We start from the raw sequence: 18,622 nt of genomic DNA on the forward strand, positions 1-18,622 counted from the left end.
TTTCGGGTGTTTTCCCTAGTGTCGATGATAAGCTGTTAACAGTTCGGAAATCCGGACTGCCATCGCGCACGCTGCAGAATCTATTGGCACGCGCGGGGACGAAAACAGGAGTATCGGATCGTGCATGCGCAGCATAAAGAAGGTGTATTGAGCATCGGACTGCTGGAAGACGATGTCGATTTCCGCACGGAGCTCGAACTCGGTCTCGGTGGTTACGGTTTTGAGGTGGCGTTCACGTCTGGTGATTCCGCCCAGTTCTTGCGGCTGTTCGAGACGGATCCGGTCGATATCGTGATCCTCGACGCGAACGTATCTGGCGACGACGGCTTTTCCGTCGCCACTCGATTGCGCGCATTGCATACAGTCGGCATCGTGATGCTCACCGGCCGCACAGCGCTGGAGGACCGCGTCCGTGGCCTCGAGGGTGGGGCCGACATCTATATGACCAAGCCCGTCGACCTGCTCGAATTGAGTTCGGTGATTCGCAGTCTCGCGCGCCGCATGCGCCTGAGTCGCGTCGCAGCCGAGCAGCCCGTGGTCGCGGAGGAGCGCGCGCCGCGAACGGTCGTCAGCAGCCAGGTGTGGTCGCTCCAGGAGGGCGGCTGGATTCTGGTCGATCCGGTCGGACTGTCGTTGCACCTGAGCGCGCAGGAACGCACGTTTCTCACGGCGCTCATCAACGCCAGCGGCTCGGTCGTCAGTCGTCAACGCTTGTCCGAATTGTTCAGCCCTGAAAATCCCAGCGATTTCGAGCTGCGGCGGATCGATGTGCTGGTCAGCCGCCTTCGTACGAAGGCGCAATCGAGCGGCATCAAGCTACCGGTGCTTTCCGTGCGCGGACAAGGCTACGTGTTCGCGGGGTAACGGACCGTTTTCAAGATATCGGCAGATGACGCGATTGCGTCCCAGCCGCTTGGCTTGATACAACGCTTCGTCTGCATAGCCGATCAGTGTTTCGCGATCCTCACGCAGACCCGCGGGGATGTATACCGCACCTACACTTACCGTTGCGACCTTGAAGGGCGACAGGATGTGCTCGTGCTTGAGGTCTTCCACGTTGCGGCGTATTTTCTCCGCCACGTGGAGCATCCCAGCCGCGTCCGTTTCAGGCAGCAACACGATGAACTCCTCGCCGCCGTACCGGCCCACCAGATCGCCGGGTCTGAGCAAAGAGCGCATGATCTGATCGGAGATGCGCGTCAGGCAGAGATCGCCTGCCTGGTGCCCATAGTGGTCGTTGAGCGGCTTGAAGTGATCGGCGTCTACCAACAGCAGGCAAATGGGACGCGACGTGCGCAATGCGCGGGAATACTCACGATCGAACGCCATCAACAGGTGACGGCGATTGAAAAGACCGGTGAGGCTATCGATTGACGCCTGCTCGGCGAGCTTGGCGTTCGCCAGGGCTTGCGCAATTTCGACTGTTTTTCGCTGAGTGATGTCGCGCGCCTTGGACAGCAAGCTCGGCTGACCCGTCGAAGGATGCATCACCTGTGTGGTGTAAGACTCCATCCAGATCCATTGGCCGTCCTTGTGCTTGAATCGGTTTTCGTGGATGACGGGCACGTTGGGCGCCATTGCCGTCGTATCGTCATCCGAGCGGAGCAGCATCAGATCATCGGGATGCACCAAGTCCTGCCACCGCCTGTCCTTCAGATCGTCAGGCGTCCATCCCAGTACGTTCTCTATCGAGGGCGAGACAAACTGCCAATGGCCGGTCGCGGTGGTAAGCGCCACGATATCGGACGACTGATGCGCAATGGTTTCATACAGGTCGAAGTGCGCGCGCAGGGCCTGATGACGCAGAAGCAACTCGCGAGTGCGTTTGCGCTCTCGCAGGAACAGTCCTACGAGTACGACGAGTGCACCCAGAAGGATGGCGATCGCGGCAATCATCATGCTTTGCCTTCGTCGACACACGGGAGTGTGATGATGAATTGGGAGCCGCGCCCCGGGGTACTGTCAACACTCAATGTGCCACCTTGGTGCGTGCAAATGCGGCGCGCGAGATACAGGCCGATGCCCATGCCCGTAATTTCGCGATGCGACGCTCGACGAAACTGCGACTCGAAAATGCGTGCCTGATCCTCGGCGCCGATGCCGGGCCCGCGATCCACTACCGCCAGCATGGCCTGGCACACACCTTCTTCGCGAACGAGAGTGCAGCGAACGACGATCGGCTGATTGGCGGGCGAATACTTTATTGCGTTGTGGATCAGATTGCGCAGCACGACGGCGGTCAACGGACGATCGCACCACGCCACGACGGGGCCAACCGCCTCGACGATCAGTGCGTGCGCCGCGTCAGGCTGCAAATTGGCGACGACGTCGGAAGCCAACTGCGAAAGATCAACCTGTTGCTTCAGGGATCGAAATTGTGTTTCGGCCAGACGGTCAGGACTCAGGAACTGTTCGAGCAATTCGGTGACGCGCGTGATGGACCGGCGAATCCGCGCAAGACGGCTATCGACCATCTCGCCGCTTCCCAGAAGAATCATCTCGAGCGACTGCGTGGCAGCGCTGATCGTGGAGACAGGGACACGCAGCTCGTGCGACATCAGTGCATTCATCTGACGCTGCATCTCCAATGCGCTGGTCAACTCGGCGAGGGTATCCGTCAGCCGCTGTTCGACTTGCGCGGCGTTGCCGGTCAGCGGTGGCATGTCGGGTGCGTCGATCGGCACAGCCGCCCCGACCGTAGGCGCAGGGGGCAGTGCACCTTTGTTCCGGCCATTTACGGCCGCGGCGGAATACGTCGCGCCGGTGTAGGCGAGAACCGCTCCAGCGAAGAAGAGCACGCGTGCGATCGAACCTGTCAGCCAGATGGGATTGGGTGCCGCATTGCCCTGCATCATGTCCCACATTGGCCAGATCATCAGCGACGTGACGAAAAAGCCAAGGCCCAACGAGAGCGGTGCCAGGCGGAATCCCTCAGGCGCCCTCAGAAAGGCGAGGGCGCTGGCAACCACCAGCAGGATGCCGATCAACGCACAGCCGACCATGATGAAGCCATGCATCGAGGCGATCGAATACCCGAACAGCAGATAGGTCGCCAACGCCGCAAGGATCCACATCCCGATGCGATAGAGCCGGGCGATGGCACCCGACGAGTCATACCCGAGAATGATGGGCACCACGTAAAGCGTGAGTGCGTAGCTGATTGCGGTGGCGGCCTGGCCCGCAGCGGGGAAGGTCAGCATCAACGGGTGGGGGCCCCACGAGGGACTGCCGAAGTACAACCACAGACGGCCCATTTCGAACACCACGAATGCCATGGCAACGAGATGAATCCGTTGCTTGCCGCGATGCCAGAAATACGCGATGAAAAACATGATCGGCACCAGGACACCGGCAAGAATCGCCGAGTCGAAGACCTGTGACATCACGTTCGAAGTCATGTGATCGAGGCGTTCGCAACACCAGGGCCACGCATGACGTGTACACCCAGAGCGGTCAGAATCTGCTGCGTTTCCCGGTCGGGGACGTCCTCCGCGTACACCTCGATTCCCAATGGTTTGGCGGTTTCTATCACCGATGCGGTCAGCAATTGGCTACCTGGACTTTGCGTCATCGTGCTCACGAATCCGCCGCCGATCTTCAAGTAGCTCAACGGCAGGGTATGCAACTGCGTCAACGCACCAAACTGTTGCGCCAGGCGGCGCAGACCGATTCGCACACCGTGCTTCTGCGCGTCGGTGGCAAGGCGGCACACGAGGTCGTGCTGTTCCACCAGGCCATGTGCGTCCACTTCCAGAAAGAGACGTTCCGTCAATTCAGGGCGGTCGGCCAGCATGGCATCCAGACGCTCGAGAAAGCGAGGCTGCGCCAACGAAGGCAGTGACAAGCGAACCGTGAGCGATGTCGCAGGGTTGGACACCAGCCAATCCAATCCCAGGCGCACCGCCTGGATATCGCATTCGGCGGCAAGACCGAGGCGCACGGCCGGTGGAATGAAAAGCGTCGCCGGAATCGGCTCTGGCGAACCGTCGCTATGCAGAGCCAGTGTCGCTTCTTCGCGCACCGTTACACCATCGATCGAACGAATCGGCTCGGTCGTCAACGAAAAGCGGTGTTGTTCAAGTGCCGTCAGGATGGCATCCTTCCACGCGTACTCGCCCGTGCCCGGCCGAACGTGGAACACATCCTGCGTAATGATGATGGCGTCCTCACCGGCGCTTTCAGACTGCATCAATGCGTGGTCGAGCTCGGCAAGCACGTTGCCGGCGGATTGTTCTGGCGTGAAATCCGCAACGGCCAGCGCCCAGCGGCAAAGTGCCCCTTCGCCCACCGGAATCCGCGCCGATCGCAGTTCGAGGCGGATGCGCTCGGCAATCACCGTGGCTTGCGGGGCTTCTGTACCCGGCAAAAGCACGGCGAAGTCGGAACCGTTAAGGCGAGCCAGCACATGCTGTCCGGCATTCAACCACTGCAGCAGCTTCGTGGTCCGTTCGCCTACGGAGCGCAGCCACTGGTCGGTAAAGTCGCGCGGCATGTGCCGATTGATCGCGGCCAGATCGCGTTGACGGAACAAGATCAAGTGGCCGCGGCCGTGGTGATTGCCTCCGCCTGGGGCCAGCGCGCGCCGAAATTCGTTGACGAAATACTTGCGGTTCGCCAGTCCGGTGACCGGGTCGCGGTTCAGTTCAAGCGTAAGCAGTTCGATCTTGGCGCTGTGTTCGACTGCAGTTGCCTTGATGACATCCCGCGTTTCGTTCACGGCCTCGGCAACCGCCGAGAATTCGCGCACACGGGGGCGCGCCTCACCCTGGAAGCCGCCCGTGCCCAGCGCGCGCACCTGCTCGCTCACTTCGCGCAAGAGACGCAGCTCGAGCCATCGCACCAGCGCCACCGCGAACAATGCCCAGAGCAGGCCGGCGATGATGGCCAGCATGACCAGGCGCAGACTGTTTCGCCATAAGGTTTCCAAAGCGTAGGCTGCGTTCGCAACCAGGGTCACCGAGCCCAGTTGCGTCCATCCATCGGACACGCCGCGCGTGGCGGCCTGAACGCTGACCGGCACCAATTGACGGAACCATGCGGGGGTGTTGACCTGGATGTCGGTATTGCGGCGCTCGATCAGCGGGCGGCCTTGCGGATCGTCGAGACGCACCAATTCGAAGTGGCCGCTGTCGAAGATCGCGGAGATCAGCAACTCCTGAGTAACCGGGTTGTTGTTGGCCGGTTGAGACAGGGTGAGCGCCAGCGAGGTGGCGCCGTCTTCACTTTGCACCTTCAACTGATCATTCAGATAACTGCGCGCCGAGGTGACGCTCAGGACGAGCGTACCCAACAGCACGATGCCAATCGCCAGAGTGACGCTGATGAGCAGTTGACGAAGTATGGACATAATCGGTGTATCCCAAGCCTACGGCTTGAATCCTTCCTGTTGCATGCGCGCGAGTAAATCCTGCCAACGACTGACCCGATCGACCGGCGCGGTCGCCGCGCCCGCGACGTATACGCCTTCGGCATTAAAGCTAAAGACTGGAGTAAGGTCAGGCCGACGGTTTGCCGGCAGAATTTCCTTGTTCAAACTATCCAGCACCAAGGGCACAGCGGACGGGGTGGCGTAATAGCCCAGCACCATATGTGCAATGCCGTTCGGCGAGCCGTCGTTTAATTTCGCACGCACGTAAATAAATCTAAGTTTGGCACTATCGACCCCCATGCGGACCAACGAAAAGTATTTGCCAATGGCAAAATCCTCGCAGTCGCCTGCGCCGCGGGCAAGCGACTCCAGAGGCGTTGCCCAATAATCGACTTGGCCCCACACAGCAAGGTCTTCCGCTTCGCGAACGCGCTGGTTCCAGAACCGATTCACCAGAGTCAATTTTTCGCCCTCAGCCGCATTGGCATGCTGCTGCATGAGGCGTAGCCAATCCGCCACCACGCTCGCTGCGCGCGGCCCATATCGGGTAACGGCGGTTCGCTCCAGCTGGCCGGTGTCGATTTCGATCGCGTTGGAGCTCGAAATAAGCAGTGCCAGGACTTGAAGCGTGACGCCGACCAGAAAAACCGAAACGATGCGATGGCGGCGTAGGCGCATGAAACATAGTGTAATTCAAAAGTAATACAAGTTAACTATACAGTTACGTTAATCACAATTGAATACAGGTCGTTTTAGCGTCGTTGCGCGCCGGCCTCAAATGCGAGTCCGGCGCTGTAAGCAAAAAACTTGCCGATGGCTTAGTGATCCGTTTGCAGTTTTCCTTTCTGAAGCAGGTCGTTGATGATTTGCTGATTGGTCAACGCGTTGTTGTTGGTCAAGTCGACGTTTTCCAGCACGATTTTCTGATCCACCTGGGTCGCCACGTTGCCCGATGTACTCACATCGATGACGGTATTCGCGCCATCCTTCTTGATGTTCAAGTACTGGGTGAGGTTGCCATCGTTCTCGCCGACCAAAAGATCCTTCAAATCCAGCACGTCGCCGCCCGCGGCAACGGTCGCTGTGGAGAAGTCTTTGATCGTGTCCACGGCCGGGGCGCTCTTCGTTCCCTGGTCATTGAGCTCCCACTTGAAGGTATCGCTGCCCGTCCCGCCGTAAAGGATGTCGTCGCCCTTGCCACCGATCAAGGTGTCGCGGCCTTCATTGCCGTACAGCACATCGTTACCTTCTCCGCCCTTGAGGGTGTCGGCACCTGTGCCGCCGTACAACATATCGTTACCGGCGCCACCGTCGATGATGTCATCGCCACTGCCGCCGTAGATCGTGTCGTCCCCGAGGCCGCCAGTGATGACATCCTTGCCGTCCGTGCCCTGAATGATGTCGTTGGCTTCCGAACCCGTCAGTTCCTGACCGGTGCGGATCGAGTATGTGCCGTCATCGTTTTGAACGATGTCCTGCAACGCGGAGAGACTGATCGCCGACGAGTACATGGCCAGTTTGTCGGTCGACACCACGTCGAAAGTGGCTGCGTCGGTGGCTTTGAACTCGACCTTCATGCTGGCAGCGCCGCCTTGGTCCCAATACAGCAGTTCGATCGTGTGAAAGCCGGCACTGATGTCGACACCCGTCACCGTCTTGCTGGCGACCGACGTATTGCTGTCGTACGCCAATACAGAAACCCCATCGATCACCAGGCGATAACCGTCGTCGGCCGTGATCTTGAAGTCGTAGAAGCCGTCGGCAAAGTAGGCGGCACCCACCATCCGGATGGCGGCATCGGTGGTCCGGCCCAGTTCGCTTGAGCGGTAAACCTTCAGCGATTTCTCGTCGTCGGTGGCATTGGCGTTATCCAGGAACGTATAAAGGTTGGCCGGCCGGCTCGACGTGCCCGCAGCCACCGCGGTGCCTGTTGTTGTGCCCGTGGTCTTGGTGTTGTAGCCGAGGTCGTTCGACACACCGCCGTAGTTCAGATTCTTGGCGATGAACGATGCATCGGTCGCTGTGGTGGCCACGGTCGTCGACGTACCGGTGACTGACACGCCTGCGCGGCCGTTGATGATTGTCTCGACCGACGAAATGCTGCTCAAGTTACCGAACTTGGCGTCGTCCGAGTGCACACGGTAGCCCAACGCCGTGGTCGCGGCCTTGTTGTCGTTATAGCCGTAGAACTCACCCGTGAGCCCTTGCGCAGCCGTAATGGCCGTCGTCGAACTGGCGCCGTATACGTTGACCGTCAACGTGCTGCTGGCCGTATCGCCATCGTTGTCGGTAAGCGTATAGCCAAACGTTTCCTTGCCCGTCTTGTCGACGGCGGCGGTGTAGGAATAGCGTCCTTCGACCATATCGATCACGAACTTGCCGCCCAACGCCGTCGTGATCGTCAATGCGTAGCTCGTGCCGTCGAAAGTACCCTTCGTGCCGCCAGACAGGGTGCCCGTGGTGGAAACGGTATTCTTGGTGGCGTCGTAGGTGTACGTCAGGCCCGATACGGTAATCGTCTTGATCGATCCGGCGTCGCCACCGAAGCGGCCGGTCTGTGCCGTGCCGTCGTAGCCCAATCCACCCGTCACTTCGCGCGTTGGCACCGTGGACAACACCGTCGACGTCAACTGGCTCAGATTCGACACGATCACCGTACCCGTCGCGTTGTTGTCGACCGACTTCTGGCCGTCGTAGCTGATCGGGTTCAAATAAGTGGCGCTCACGTCGGAGCCCATGCCCACGGCAAATGTGTTGATCTTGTTGGCCACGAGGAAGGCTTCCCAGGCAGCCTGCTCCTTGGCATCGATCCCGTCGCCGAGCGTCGGATCCGTCGTGTTGCCCGGATTATTGACACTGTTGACCTGGTTCGACATCGTCGGCTCGCCGTCCGAGAAGAAGTACGCGACGTTGTTGCCGCCGGCCAGCTTGCCGGAGGTGTTGAACGCCGTTTGCGCCTTCGCCAAAGCGTCGTCGTAGTTCGTGCCGCCGTTTGCCGTCAGGTAGGTGAGGTAGGTCTTGGCCTGGGCCACCGTCATCCACGAGGTGGCGTTTTGCGCGGTACTGTTGAACGACACCCCTTGTACACGCACGTCGCCCAGCTCGGCGTACTTGTCGAGCATGCTGGTGACGGCGGCCTTCATGGCATCCAGGCGCGTCATCGTCACGCCTGCCGAGTTGGTGAATTTCTCGGCCATGCTGCCCGATGTATCCAGCATCAGGAGGAGGTTGGTCGTGGCTGTCGGCTGGAAGATATTGGCCGTGGAGGATTGTGCGATCGGCGAGTCGTCTTCAACCGTGATCGCCAGTTGCGTCGTGGACGATGCGGAACCGTCGTTCACGGTCACCCCAACGTTGAACGACAGCGTGTCCTCCGAGCCCTTCACAGGATGGTCGAGGCCGCCGAGCAGGTTCACCGAGTAATTGCCCGAGGCGTCCATCACGACTTTGATCACATCCTTGGCCGTCGTGCTGCCGGTCAACGTCATGCCGTCGCTGCTGACCTTCCATGTCACGGTCAATCCACCCGACGTGAGCGTTGTCGTCGGCGGGGTCAAGCTGACCTTGAACGTCGTGTTGTCGACATCCACGATACCGATCTTGCCGGTGAAGGTGGCCGAGTCGGTCGTGTCGCTGGTGCCGGCGGTGTCTTTCAAGCCGCCATCGAGACCTTCCTCGGAAACGGTGGCCGAGGACGACGTCAATACGGGGGCGTCATTGGTGCCCTTGATCGTGACGCTGATGACCTGTTGCGTACCGTCCTGGCTCGTCACGGTGAAGTTCTCGATCCGCGTCGTATCGCTATTCAGGTATTGCGTCTTGCTGTTGTCGACCGAGTAGGTCCAGGCGCCTGTCGACGAAATCGTCAAGGTACCGAGGTTGCCCGCGGCCGGCGTCACCGTGGTGCTGATCGCACTTTGGTTCTGATCCGGATCGACGAACGTCAGCACGCCCGAGGTCGTGAGCTTGCCGCTCACAACGTTCGTGTCTTCCGTTACCGTGCCGGTGGTGGCGCCACCGAACACCGTGGCGTCGTTCGTGCCCTTGATCGTGACGGAGATCGTTTGCGTGGTGCCGTCCAGGGTCGAGACCGTGAAGGTTTCGACACGGGTGTCGCCGGCGCCGAGGTATTGCACCTTGCTGTTGGCCACGGCATACGACCACTTGCCTGCCGCGTCGATGCTCAAAGAACCGAGCACGCCCACGCCAGGCGTGACCGTGGTCACGAAGCCGGATTGGTTCTGATCGGCGTCGGCCGCCACCAGCGCGCCCGTGGCAGTGAGGTTGCCCTGGGCGTTGGCGTTCAGATCTTCCGTCACTTCGCCCGTGCGCGCACCGGTGATGGTCGGCACATCGTTCACGCCCGTTACCGTGACGGTAATGGTTTGCGTGGTGTTGCTCGCCGTGGTAACCGTAAACGTTTCCTGCTTGGTCTCACCCGCGCCTAAGTATTGGACGCGGCTGTTGTCTACGCTGTAGGTCCACTTGCCGGCAGCGTCGATCGTGAGCGAGCCCAGCGTGCCGCTGGCGCCCACGCCCGAACCCGCCTTGAACACCACGGCCTGATCGTCGGCGCCGCGCAAGAGGAGGGTGCTGGTAGCGGACAGCGTAGTGGGGCTGCTGTCTTCCGTTACCGCGCCTGCGTTCGGCGTGAGCGGGAATACGAACACATTCTGCGTGGTCGACGCGCTTGCCGTACCGCCGTTGATACCTTCAGCTGTAGCGGTGTAGTTCAGCGCGATCACACCCACGAAGCCCGTCGGCGGCAACAACTTCAAGGTTGCCAGCGACCAGTCGGTCAGCGACACCACTTGCGTCGAGCTGGTGATCGTGACGCTGTGGCCCGCAGCATCGGTAAGTACCGTACCTGCCGGGATATTGCTCACCGACACCTTCAACGTTTCGTTGGGGCCGATCGTGTCGGTCAGCGCGGCGGTGGGCGTACCCAATTCGATACGCGAACCCGTCACGCCTTCGTCTTCCTTGACCGCGTAGAAGCTGTAGCCACCGGCATCCTTCTGCACCGGCGAGAAGTCCAATGCGCCGGCCTGCAATGCTGCCACGCTGGGGTAGACAGCGAATGCACCGCTGGTGATCGAGGTGGCCGCACCGCCATCCACGCCCACCATCAGGCTCAAACGACCTGCGCCATCGTTGTTGGTCATGTAGACCTCCAACGGGTAATAGCCGCTCACGGTCGGTTGAATGGTGACCGTCTGGTAGTTGCCATAGGTGTTGTAGTCTTTGGTCAACACAGCGGTGTCGCCCACCTTGAACTGCATGGTGTCGTCCCAGTACCCACTGAACGTGTAGCTCTTGCCGGCTTCCAGGAACATCAGGCCCTTGATCGCGTACACGTCGCCTACTGCCACATTGCGATCAAAGGCACTGCCGTCGGTGGTCGTGGTGGTCGGCGTTTTGCCATCCACCAGCCCCTGCAGGCTGCCGGCCATCTTGTAGGCGGCGTTGTTTACGCCTACGCCTTGGTAGTAATTGATCGTCAGGCCTTGCGAAGTGCTGAGCGCGCCTGTTTCAGCTGCGGTCAGTGCATGCGGCACTACCGTGATCGTGGGCTTGTCCACCGAACCCGTCACCGTAACGGTGAGGGTAGTGGTGGCCGTGCCGCCTTGACCGTCGCTGACGGTGTAGCTCACCGACGTGGTCTTGGTGGCGCCTTCCGTCAGTGCCTTGAAGTCCTGCCCCGGGTTGAACACATAGCTGCCATCGGCCTTGAGCGTAAACGTGCCGCCGGCGCTACCGGCGATCGCCACACCCAGATTGGCGGCACTGTTGTTGACGGCGGACACCACCAGCGTGCTGCCGGCGTCGATGTCGCTGTCGTTGGCCAGCACACCGTTGCCGGCCGAAACCGTCAAGGTGTTGTCTTCGCCCACGGTACCGGTGTCGGCCGTGGCGATGGGGGCGTCGTTGGTGCCGGTGATCGTGACGCTGATCGTCTTGGTCGTGCCATCGGCCGACTGCACCGTGAACTGTTCGACCTTGGTTTGATTCGCGCCGAGATACTGCACGGCGCTGTTGGCGACCGAGTACGTCCACGCGCCGTTGGCAGCGATAGACAAACTGCCCAGCGCGTTGCCGACTGCTGTGGCCGTGCCGGCCTTGAAGCTGGCTTCGCCGCTGTCGGCGTCGGTGACGATCAAGGTGCCGGTCGAGACCAACGTGCCTTGCGAACTGACGTTCGTGTCTTCGGTGACCGTACCCGTTGCAGCACCCGAGAACGTCGGGATGTCGTTGGTACCGGTGATCGTCACGGTGACGACCGTGGTGGTGCCATCGGCGGCGGAGACGGTGAAGGATTCCGTCTTCGTGGCGCCTGCTGCCAGGTATTGCACGGCGCTATTGGCGACGTTGTACGTCCACGTGCCGTTTTCAGCAATGGACAACGAGCCCAAAGTCGAGCCAACCGGGACGGCGGTGCCCGCCTTGAAAGTGCTTTGACCCGAGTCGGCGTCGGAAATGGTCAACGTGCCGGTGGAGACGAGGTTGCCGTTGGCATTGACGGCCGTGTCTTCAGTCACGGCCCCGGTAGCGACGCCCGAGAATGTGGGGATGTCGTTGGTGCCGGTGATGGTGACGGTGATGACCGTCGTGGTGCCGTCAGCAGTGGTGACCGTAAATGATTCGAGCTTCGTTTGACCCGCCGCCAGATATTGCACCGCGCTGTTGGGAACGTTGTAGGTCCATGCGCCGTTGGCGGCGATGGACAACGAGCCCAGCACTGAACCGACCGCGACAGCGGTGCCGGCCTTGAACGTGCTCTGTCCAGTATCGGCGTCGTTGACGATGAGCGTACCGGTGGATACCAGGTTGCCGTTTGCATTGACAGCGGTATCTTCGGTCACGGTGCCGGTGGCGGCACCTGTGAAGGTTGGGACATCGTTCGTGCCGGTGATTGTGACCGTCACAACGGTGGTGGTGCCATCGGCGGCGGAAACCGTGAACGACTCAACCTTGGTTTGGCCCGCGGCCAAATACTGCACGGCCGAGTTTGCGACGTTGTAGGTCCAGGTACCGTTTTCAGCGATCGACAGCGAACCAAGCGTTGAACCAACCGGGACTGCGGTGCCAGCCTTGAATGCGCTTTGACCAGCGTCTGCGTCCGAGATCGTCAATGTGCCCGATGAAACCAGATTGCCGTTGGCGTTGACGGCGGTGTCTTCCGTGACGGCGCCAGCGTTCGTGCCCGAGAATGTCGGAACGTCGTTCGTGCCGGTGATCGTCACCGTGACGACGGTTGTCGTGCCGTCAGCGGCCGAGACTGTGAACGACTCAACCTTCGTTTGACCTGCGGCCAAGTACTGAACGGCCGAGTTGGCAACGTTATAGGTCCAGGTGCCGTTTTCAGCGATTGACAACGAGCCCAAGGTCGAACCGACCGGGACGGCGGTGCCGGCCTTGAAGGTGCTTTGACCCGCATCGGCGTCGGAGATAGTCAACGTGCCAGTGGACACGAGGTTGCCGTTGGCATTGACGGCCGTGTCTTCAGTCACGGTTCCAGTTGCCGCTCCAGCGAACGTCGGAACGTCGTTGGTGCCGGTGATCGTGACCGTGACGACAGTGGTCGTGCCGTCAGCGGCCGAGACCGTAAACGACTCGACCTTTGTTTGACCGGCAGCCAGGTATTGAACGGCGCTGTTAGGAACGTTGTACGTCCAGGCCCCGTTAGTCCCAATCGACAGCGAACCCAAAGTCGAACCGACCGGCACGCCGTTGCCAGCCTTGAAAGTGCTCTGACCTGCGTCAGCGTCCGAGATCGTCAACGTGCCGGTGGAAACGAGGTTGCCATAGGCGTTGACGGCCGTGTCTTCAGTCACGGTTCCAGTTGCTGCGCCAGCGAACGTCGGAACGTCGTTGGTGCCGGTGATCGTGACCGTAACAACAGTGGTTGTGCCGTCAGCGGCTGAGACCGTGAACGACTCAACCTTTGTTTGACCAGCAGCCAGATACTGCACTGCACTGTTCGCGACGTTGTACGTCCACGTGCCATTTTCAGCAATCGACAACGAGCCCAAGGTCGAACCGACCGGGACGGCGGTGCCAGCCTTGAACGTGCTTTGACCCGCATCGGCGTCGGAGATCGTAAGCGTGCCCGACGAAACCAGATTGCCGTTGGCGTTGACGGCGGTGTCTTCAGTGACAGCGCCAGCGTTCGCGCCCGAGAAGGTCGGGACGTCGTTGGTACCGGTAATGGTTACCGTGACGACGGTGGTGGTGCCGTCAGCAGCGGAAACTGTGAACGACTCAACCTTTGTTTGACCAGCGCCCAGGTATTGAACGGCGCTGTTCGCGACGTTGTAGGTCCACGTGCCGTTTTCAGCAATGGACAACGAGCCCAAGGTCGAACCGACCGGGACGGCGGTGCCTGCCTTGAACATGCTTTGGCCTGCGTCGGCATCCGAGACCGTCAACGTGCCAGTGGACACGAGGTTGCCGTTGGCGTTAACGGCGGTGTCTTCGGTGACCGAACCGGTTGCTGCGCCCGCGAACGTCGGAACGTCGTTGGTGCCGGTGATCGTGACAGTAACAACGGTGGTCGTGCCATCGGCTGCCGAAACCGTGAACGACTCAACCTTCGTCTGGCCAGCGGCCAGGTACTGAACTGCACTGTTCGCGACGTTGTATGTCCACGTGCCATTTTCAGCAATCGACAGCGAGCCCAAGGTCGAACCGACCGGGACGGCAGTGCCGGCCTTGAATGTGCTTTGACCTGCGTCAGCGTCCGAGATCGTCAACGTACCGGACGAAACCAGATTGCCGTTCGCGTTGACAGCGGTGTCTTCAGTCACGGTGCCGGCAGCGGCGCCCGAGAACGTCGGGACGTCGTTGGTGCCTGTGATCGTGACGGTGACGACAGTGGTCGTGCCGTCAGCGGCCGAGACCGTGAACGACTCAACCTTCGTCTGACCAGCGGCCAGGTATTGAACCGAGCTGTTGGCAACGTTGTAGGTCCAGGTGCCATTTTCAGCAATCGACAACGAGCCTAACGTCGAACCGACCGGCACAGCAGTGCCAGCCTTGAACGTGCTTTGGCCGGCGTCGGCATCCGAGATGGTCAATGTGCCCGACGAGACCAGATTGCCGTTCGCGTTGACAGCCGTGTCTTCGGTGACTGTGCCAGTGGCAGCACCCGCGAACGTCGGAACATCGTTCGTTCCCGTGATCGTGACGGTGACGACCGTTGTGGTGCCGTCAGCAGCAGAAACCGTGAACGACTCAACCTTTGTTTGACCGGCGGCGAGGTACTGAACCGCGCTGTTGGCGACGTTGTAGGTCCAAGTGCCATTCTCAGCAATCGACAACGAGCCCAGCGTCGTGCCGACCGGCACAGCGGTACCAGCCTTGAACGTGCTTTGGCCGGCATCGGCATCCGAGATCGTCAGCGTGCCCGACGAAACCAGATTGCCGTTGGCGTTGACTGCCGTGTCTTCGGTTACCGAACCTGCAGATGCGCCGGCGAACGTCGGCACATCATTCGTGCCTGTGATCGTGACCGTCACAACAGTGGTGGTGCCATCGGCTGCCGAAACCGTGAACGACTCAACCTTCGTCTGGCCAGCGGCCAGGTACTGAACTGCACTGTTCGCGACGTTGTAGGTCCAGGTGCCGTTCTCTGCAATCGACAACGAGCCCAAGGTCGAACCGACGGGGACGGCAGTGCCAGCCTTGAAGGTGCTTTGACCTGCGTCAGCGTCCGCGATCGTCAACGTGCCCGACGAAACCAGATTGCCGTTGGCGTTGACAGCGGTGTCTTCCGTGACGGCGCCAGCGTTCGTGCCCGAGAATGTCGGAACGTCGTTCGTGCCGGTGATCGTGACGGTGACGACCGTGGTGGTGCCGTCAGCGGCCGAAACCGTGAACGACTCAACCTTAGTCTGGCCTGCGGCCAAGTACTGAACGGCCGAGTTGGCAACGTTATAGGTCCACGTGCCGTTTTCAGCAATGGACAACGAGCCCAAGGTCGAACCGACCGGGACGGCGGTGCCAGCCTTGAAGGTGCTTTGGCCAGCGTCAGCATCGGAGATTGTTAACGTGCCAGTGGACACGAGGTTGCCGTTGGCATTGACGGCCGTGTCTTCAGTGACTGTGCCGGTAGCCGCTCCAGCGAACGTCGGCACATCATTCGTGCCGGTGATCGTGACCGTCACAACGGTTGTGGTGCCGTCAGCAGCGGAAACTGTGAACGACTCAACCTTTGTTTGACCGGCAGCCAAGTATTGAACTGCACTGTTAGCGACGTTGTAGGTCCACGTGCCGTTCTCTGCAATCGACAGCGAACCCAAGGTCGAACCGACCGGCACAGCAGTGCCAGCCTTGAACGTACTTTGGCCTGCGTCAGCATCCGAGATCGTCAACGTGCCGGACGAAACAAGGTTGCCATTGGCGTTGACAGCGGTGTCTTCCGTGACCGTGCCGGTGGCGGCACCAGCAAACGTCGGCACATCATTCGTGCCGGTGATCGTCACCGTCACAACGGTGGTGGTGCCGTCGGCAGCCGAGACCGTGAACGACTCAACCTTCGTCTGACCAGCGGCGAGGTACTGAACAGCCGAGTTGGCAACGTTGTAGGTCCATGTGCCGTTCTCAGCGATTGACAATGAACCCAAGGTCGAACCGACCGGAACGGCAGTGCCGGCCTTGAAGGCGCTCTGACCTGCGTCCGCGTCGGAGATCGTCAACGTGCCGGACGAAACCAGATTGCCGTTGGCTTTGACAGCCGTGTCTTCGGTGACTGTGCCAGTGGCAGCGCCCGCGAACATCGGAACGTCGTTGGTACCCGTGATCGTGACGGTGACCACGGTGGTCGTGCCGTCAGCGGCCGAAACCGTAAACGACTCAACCTTGGTTTGACCGGCAGCCAAGTATTGAACAGCGCTGTTCGCGACGTTGTAGGTCCAAGTGCCGTTCTCAGCGATTGACAATGAACCCAAGGTCGAGCCGACCGGGACTGCGGTGCCAGCCTTGAAGGTGCTTTGGCCTGCGTCTGCGTCCGAGATCGTCAACGTGCCGGACGAAACCAGATTGCCATTGGCGTTGACGGCGGTGTCTTCAGTAACTGTTCCGGTAGCTGCGCCCGCAAACGTCGGAACGTCATTAGTTCCAGTGATCGTGACCGTCACAACCGTGGTCGTGCCATCCGCGCCCGAGACCGTGAACGATTCGACCTTGGTTTGGCCAGCGGCCAAGTACTGAACGGCCGAGTTGGCAACGTTGTAGGTCCAAGTGCCATTCTCTGCAATCGACAGCGAACCCAAAGTCGAACCCACCGGGACGGCGGTGCCAGCTTTGAACGTGCTCTGACCTGCATCGGCATCAGCGATGGTCAACGTGCCGGTGGACACGAGGTTGCCGTTCGTGTTGACGGCGGTGTCTTCCGTCACTGTGCCTGTGGCCGCACCGGAGAATGTTGGCACATCGTTAGTGCCAGTGATTGTGACATTGATGATCGTGGGCGTGCCATCAGCACTCAGTACCGTGAACGACTCGACTTTCGTTTGTCCTGCGGCCAAATACTGAACCGCCGAATTTGCAACGCTGTAGTTCCATTTGCCGTCGGTGCCGATCGCAAGCGATCCCAGCGTACCGTTTGCAGGCGTACCTGTACCGGCACGGAACACGGCCTCGCCGGTATCCACGTCGGTAATGTTGAGTTGACCTGCCGTCGTGAGATTACCGTTCACGACATTGGCGTCTTCAACCACAGTACCTGTGGTCGCGCCGCCGATTACGGGAGCATCGTTGGTACCATTGATGGTGACCGTGATGTTGCGGGTGGTGCCGTCGTCCGTCACGATGGCAAAGGTTTCGACGTAGCTCTTACCCGCACCCAACGCCTGCACGCTGGGCGACGAATTGTCGAGCGTGTACGTCCATTGACCGCCCGTGGTCATTGTGAAGGTACCGTAAGACGTCGTGGTGGTGCTGGCATTGAAGGACTTGCCTTCGCCCGCGTCCCGATCTTGAATCGACATGTAGCCCGACACCTGACCGTTCCACGCGGTGTCTTCCGTCACCGTGCCGCTGAATGTGCCGTAGATGTTCGCCACGTCGTTGGTGCCGACCACCGTGATCGTCACCGTCTGCGTCGTACCGTCTTTTGCAGTGATGATGAACGCATCTTCACGCGTTTCACCGCCACGCAGTGTCTGCACCGCATCGGTGCTGTTGTTCAGGTCGTAGACCCACTTGCCGTTGGCGTCCACAACCAGCATGCCGTACTGACTGGTAATCCATGCCGGATTGAAGCCGACCGCGCCGGCATCCGAGCTGGTCGCCGTCAATTGGCCTTCCACATGCAGTGTGCCGTCTTCGACAACGGTTCCCGTCGTGACGCCGCCGATGACAGCCGCCTCATTCGTGCCGTGGATCGTGATCGTCACGGTTTGTGCCGTGCCATCCTTGGCCAGGACCGTAAAGACTTCGTCTTTGGTTTGGTTGCTGTTCAGGTATTGAACCGACGCATTGGAAACGGTGTAGGTCCATTCGCCAGCAGCGTTGACGGTCAAGCTGCCCAACGTACCGGAAGCCGGGGTGCCTGTGCCGGCCTGGAAGCTGGCTTCGCCGGCGTCCACGTCCGTGATCGTGAGTTTGCCAGTCGTCGACAGATTGTTATTGCTGACGTTGGTGTCTTCGGTCACGCTTCCCGTCGTCACACCGCCGATGACGGCAGCATCGTTGACGCCGACAATCTTCACAGTAATGGTCTGTGTTGTGCCGTCTGCCGATTGGACGGTGAAGATCTCGTCCTTGGTCACGCCCGCGCCAAGATACTGGACAGCGCTGTTGGCAACGGCGTAATTCCATTGACCGGCTGCGTTGATCGTCAGCGAACCCAACGTGCCGTTGGCTGCCGTAGCGGCGCCAGCCTTGAAGCTGCTTTCACCGGCGTCGATGTCGCTCACGTTGAGCTTGCCGCTCGCGGTGAGGTTGCTGTTAGTGACGTTCGAGTCCTCGGTGACGGTACCTGTCACCGCGCCGCTGAATGTGGCAGTGTCGTTTGTACCAGTGATGGTGACCGTCACGACAGTGGTCGTGCCATCGGCGGCAGAAACCGTGAACGATTCGGTCTTCGTTTGGCCAGCGGCCAGATATTGAACTGCCGAGTTGGCAACGTTATAGGTCCACGTGCCGTTCTCGGCAATCGACAGCGAACCCAGCGTCGAGCCGAGCGGGACTGCAGTGCCGGCCTTGAACGTGCTTTGGCCAGCGTCGGCATCCGAGATCGTCAATGTGCCA

The 18,622-nt window shown here is 60.4% G+C and carries 6 protein-coding genes; 1 reads left to right on the forward strand and 5 read right to left on the reverse strand.

Features of this window, described 5'->3' with window-relative positions:
* Nucleotides 1-120 precede the first annotated feature (120 nt).
* Nucleotides 121-864: a response regulator transcription factor gene (locus tag EYW45_RS24205; protein ID WP_161137970.1), complete on the forward strand. Its 744-nt coding sequence runs from the start codon at nt 121-123 to the stop codon at nt 862-864.
* Here EYW45_RS24205 and EYW45_RS24210 read toward each other — a convergent pair.
* The 5 genes from EYW45_RS24210 to EYW45_RS24230 form a co-directional block, all read right to left on the reverse strand.
* Nucleotides 817-1,899 carry a GGDEF domain-containing protein gene (locus EYW45_RS24210; RefSeq protein WP_161137971.1) on the reverse strand — a complete coding sequence of 361 codons (1,083 nt, stop codon included), beginning with the start codon at nt 1,897-1,899 and terminating at the stop codon, nt 817-819. The two genes, EYW45_RS24205 and EYW45_RS24210, sit on opposite strands and share 48 nt — an antisense overlap.
* Nucleotides 1,896-3,398 (reverse strand): sensor histidine kinase, encoded by a 1,503-nt coding sequence (locus EYW45_RS24215; RefSeq protein WP_235939200.1) that lies wholly within the window; start codon nt 3,396-3,398, stop codon nt 1,896-1,898. Before EYW45_RS24215 ends, EYW45_RS24210 begins: the two co-directional genes overlap by 4 nt.
* Entirely contained in the window at nt 3,395-5,347 is a 1,953-nt protein-coding gene (locus EYW45_RS24220; RefSeq protein ID WP_161137972.1) for a bifunctional diguanylate cyclase/phosphodiesterase, read from the reverse strand. Before EYW45_RS24220 ends, EYW45_RS24215 begins: the two co-directional genes overlap by 4 nt.
* Nucleotides 5,348-5,365: 18 nt before the next feature.
* Nucleotides 5,366-6,046: a transglutaminase-like cysteine peptidase gene (locus EYW45_RS24225; protein ID WP_161137973.1), complete on the reverse strand. Its 681-nt coding sequence runs from the start codon at nt 6,044-6,046 to the stop codon at nt 5,366-5,368.
* 140 nt (nt 6,047-6,186) lie between these two features.
* A complete protein-coding gene (locus EYW45_RS24230) occupies nt 6,187-18,615 on the reverse strand; it encodes a VCBS domain-containing protein (RefSeq protein ID WP_235939201.1) in 12,429 nt (4,142 codons plus the stop codon).
* Nucleotides 18,616-18,622: the final 7 nt, after the last annotated feature.

The sequence above is a fragment of the Schauerella aestuarii genome (assembly GCF_009866805.1).
In the GTDB taxonomy this organism is placed as follows: domain Bacteria; phylum Pseudomonadota; class Gammaproteobacteria; order Burkholderiales; family Burkholderiaceae_B; genus Schauerella; species Schauerella aestuarii.

What these genes read in the sequence shown, in the direction of transcription:
- EYW45_RS24220 (WP_161137972.1), bottom strand. Translation starts at nt 5,347, where the DNA reads ATGTCCATACTTCGTCAACTGCTCATCAGCGTCACTCTGGCGATTGGC.
- EYW45_RS24215 (WP_235939200.1), bottom strand. Translation starts at nt 3,398, where the DNA reads ATGACTTCGAACGTGATGTCACAGGTCTTCGACTCGGCGATTCTTGCC.
- EYW45_RS24210 (WP_161137971.1), bottom strand. Translation starts at nt 1,899, where the DNA reads ATGATGATTGCCGCGATCGCCATCCTTCTGGGTGCACTCGTCGTACTC.
- EYW45_RS24225 (WP_161137973.1), bottom strand. Translation starts at nt 6,046, where the DNA reads ATGCGCCTACGCCGCCATCGCATCGTTTCGGTTTTTCTGGTCGGCGTC.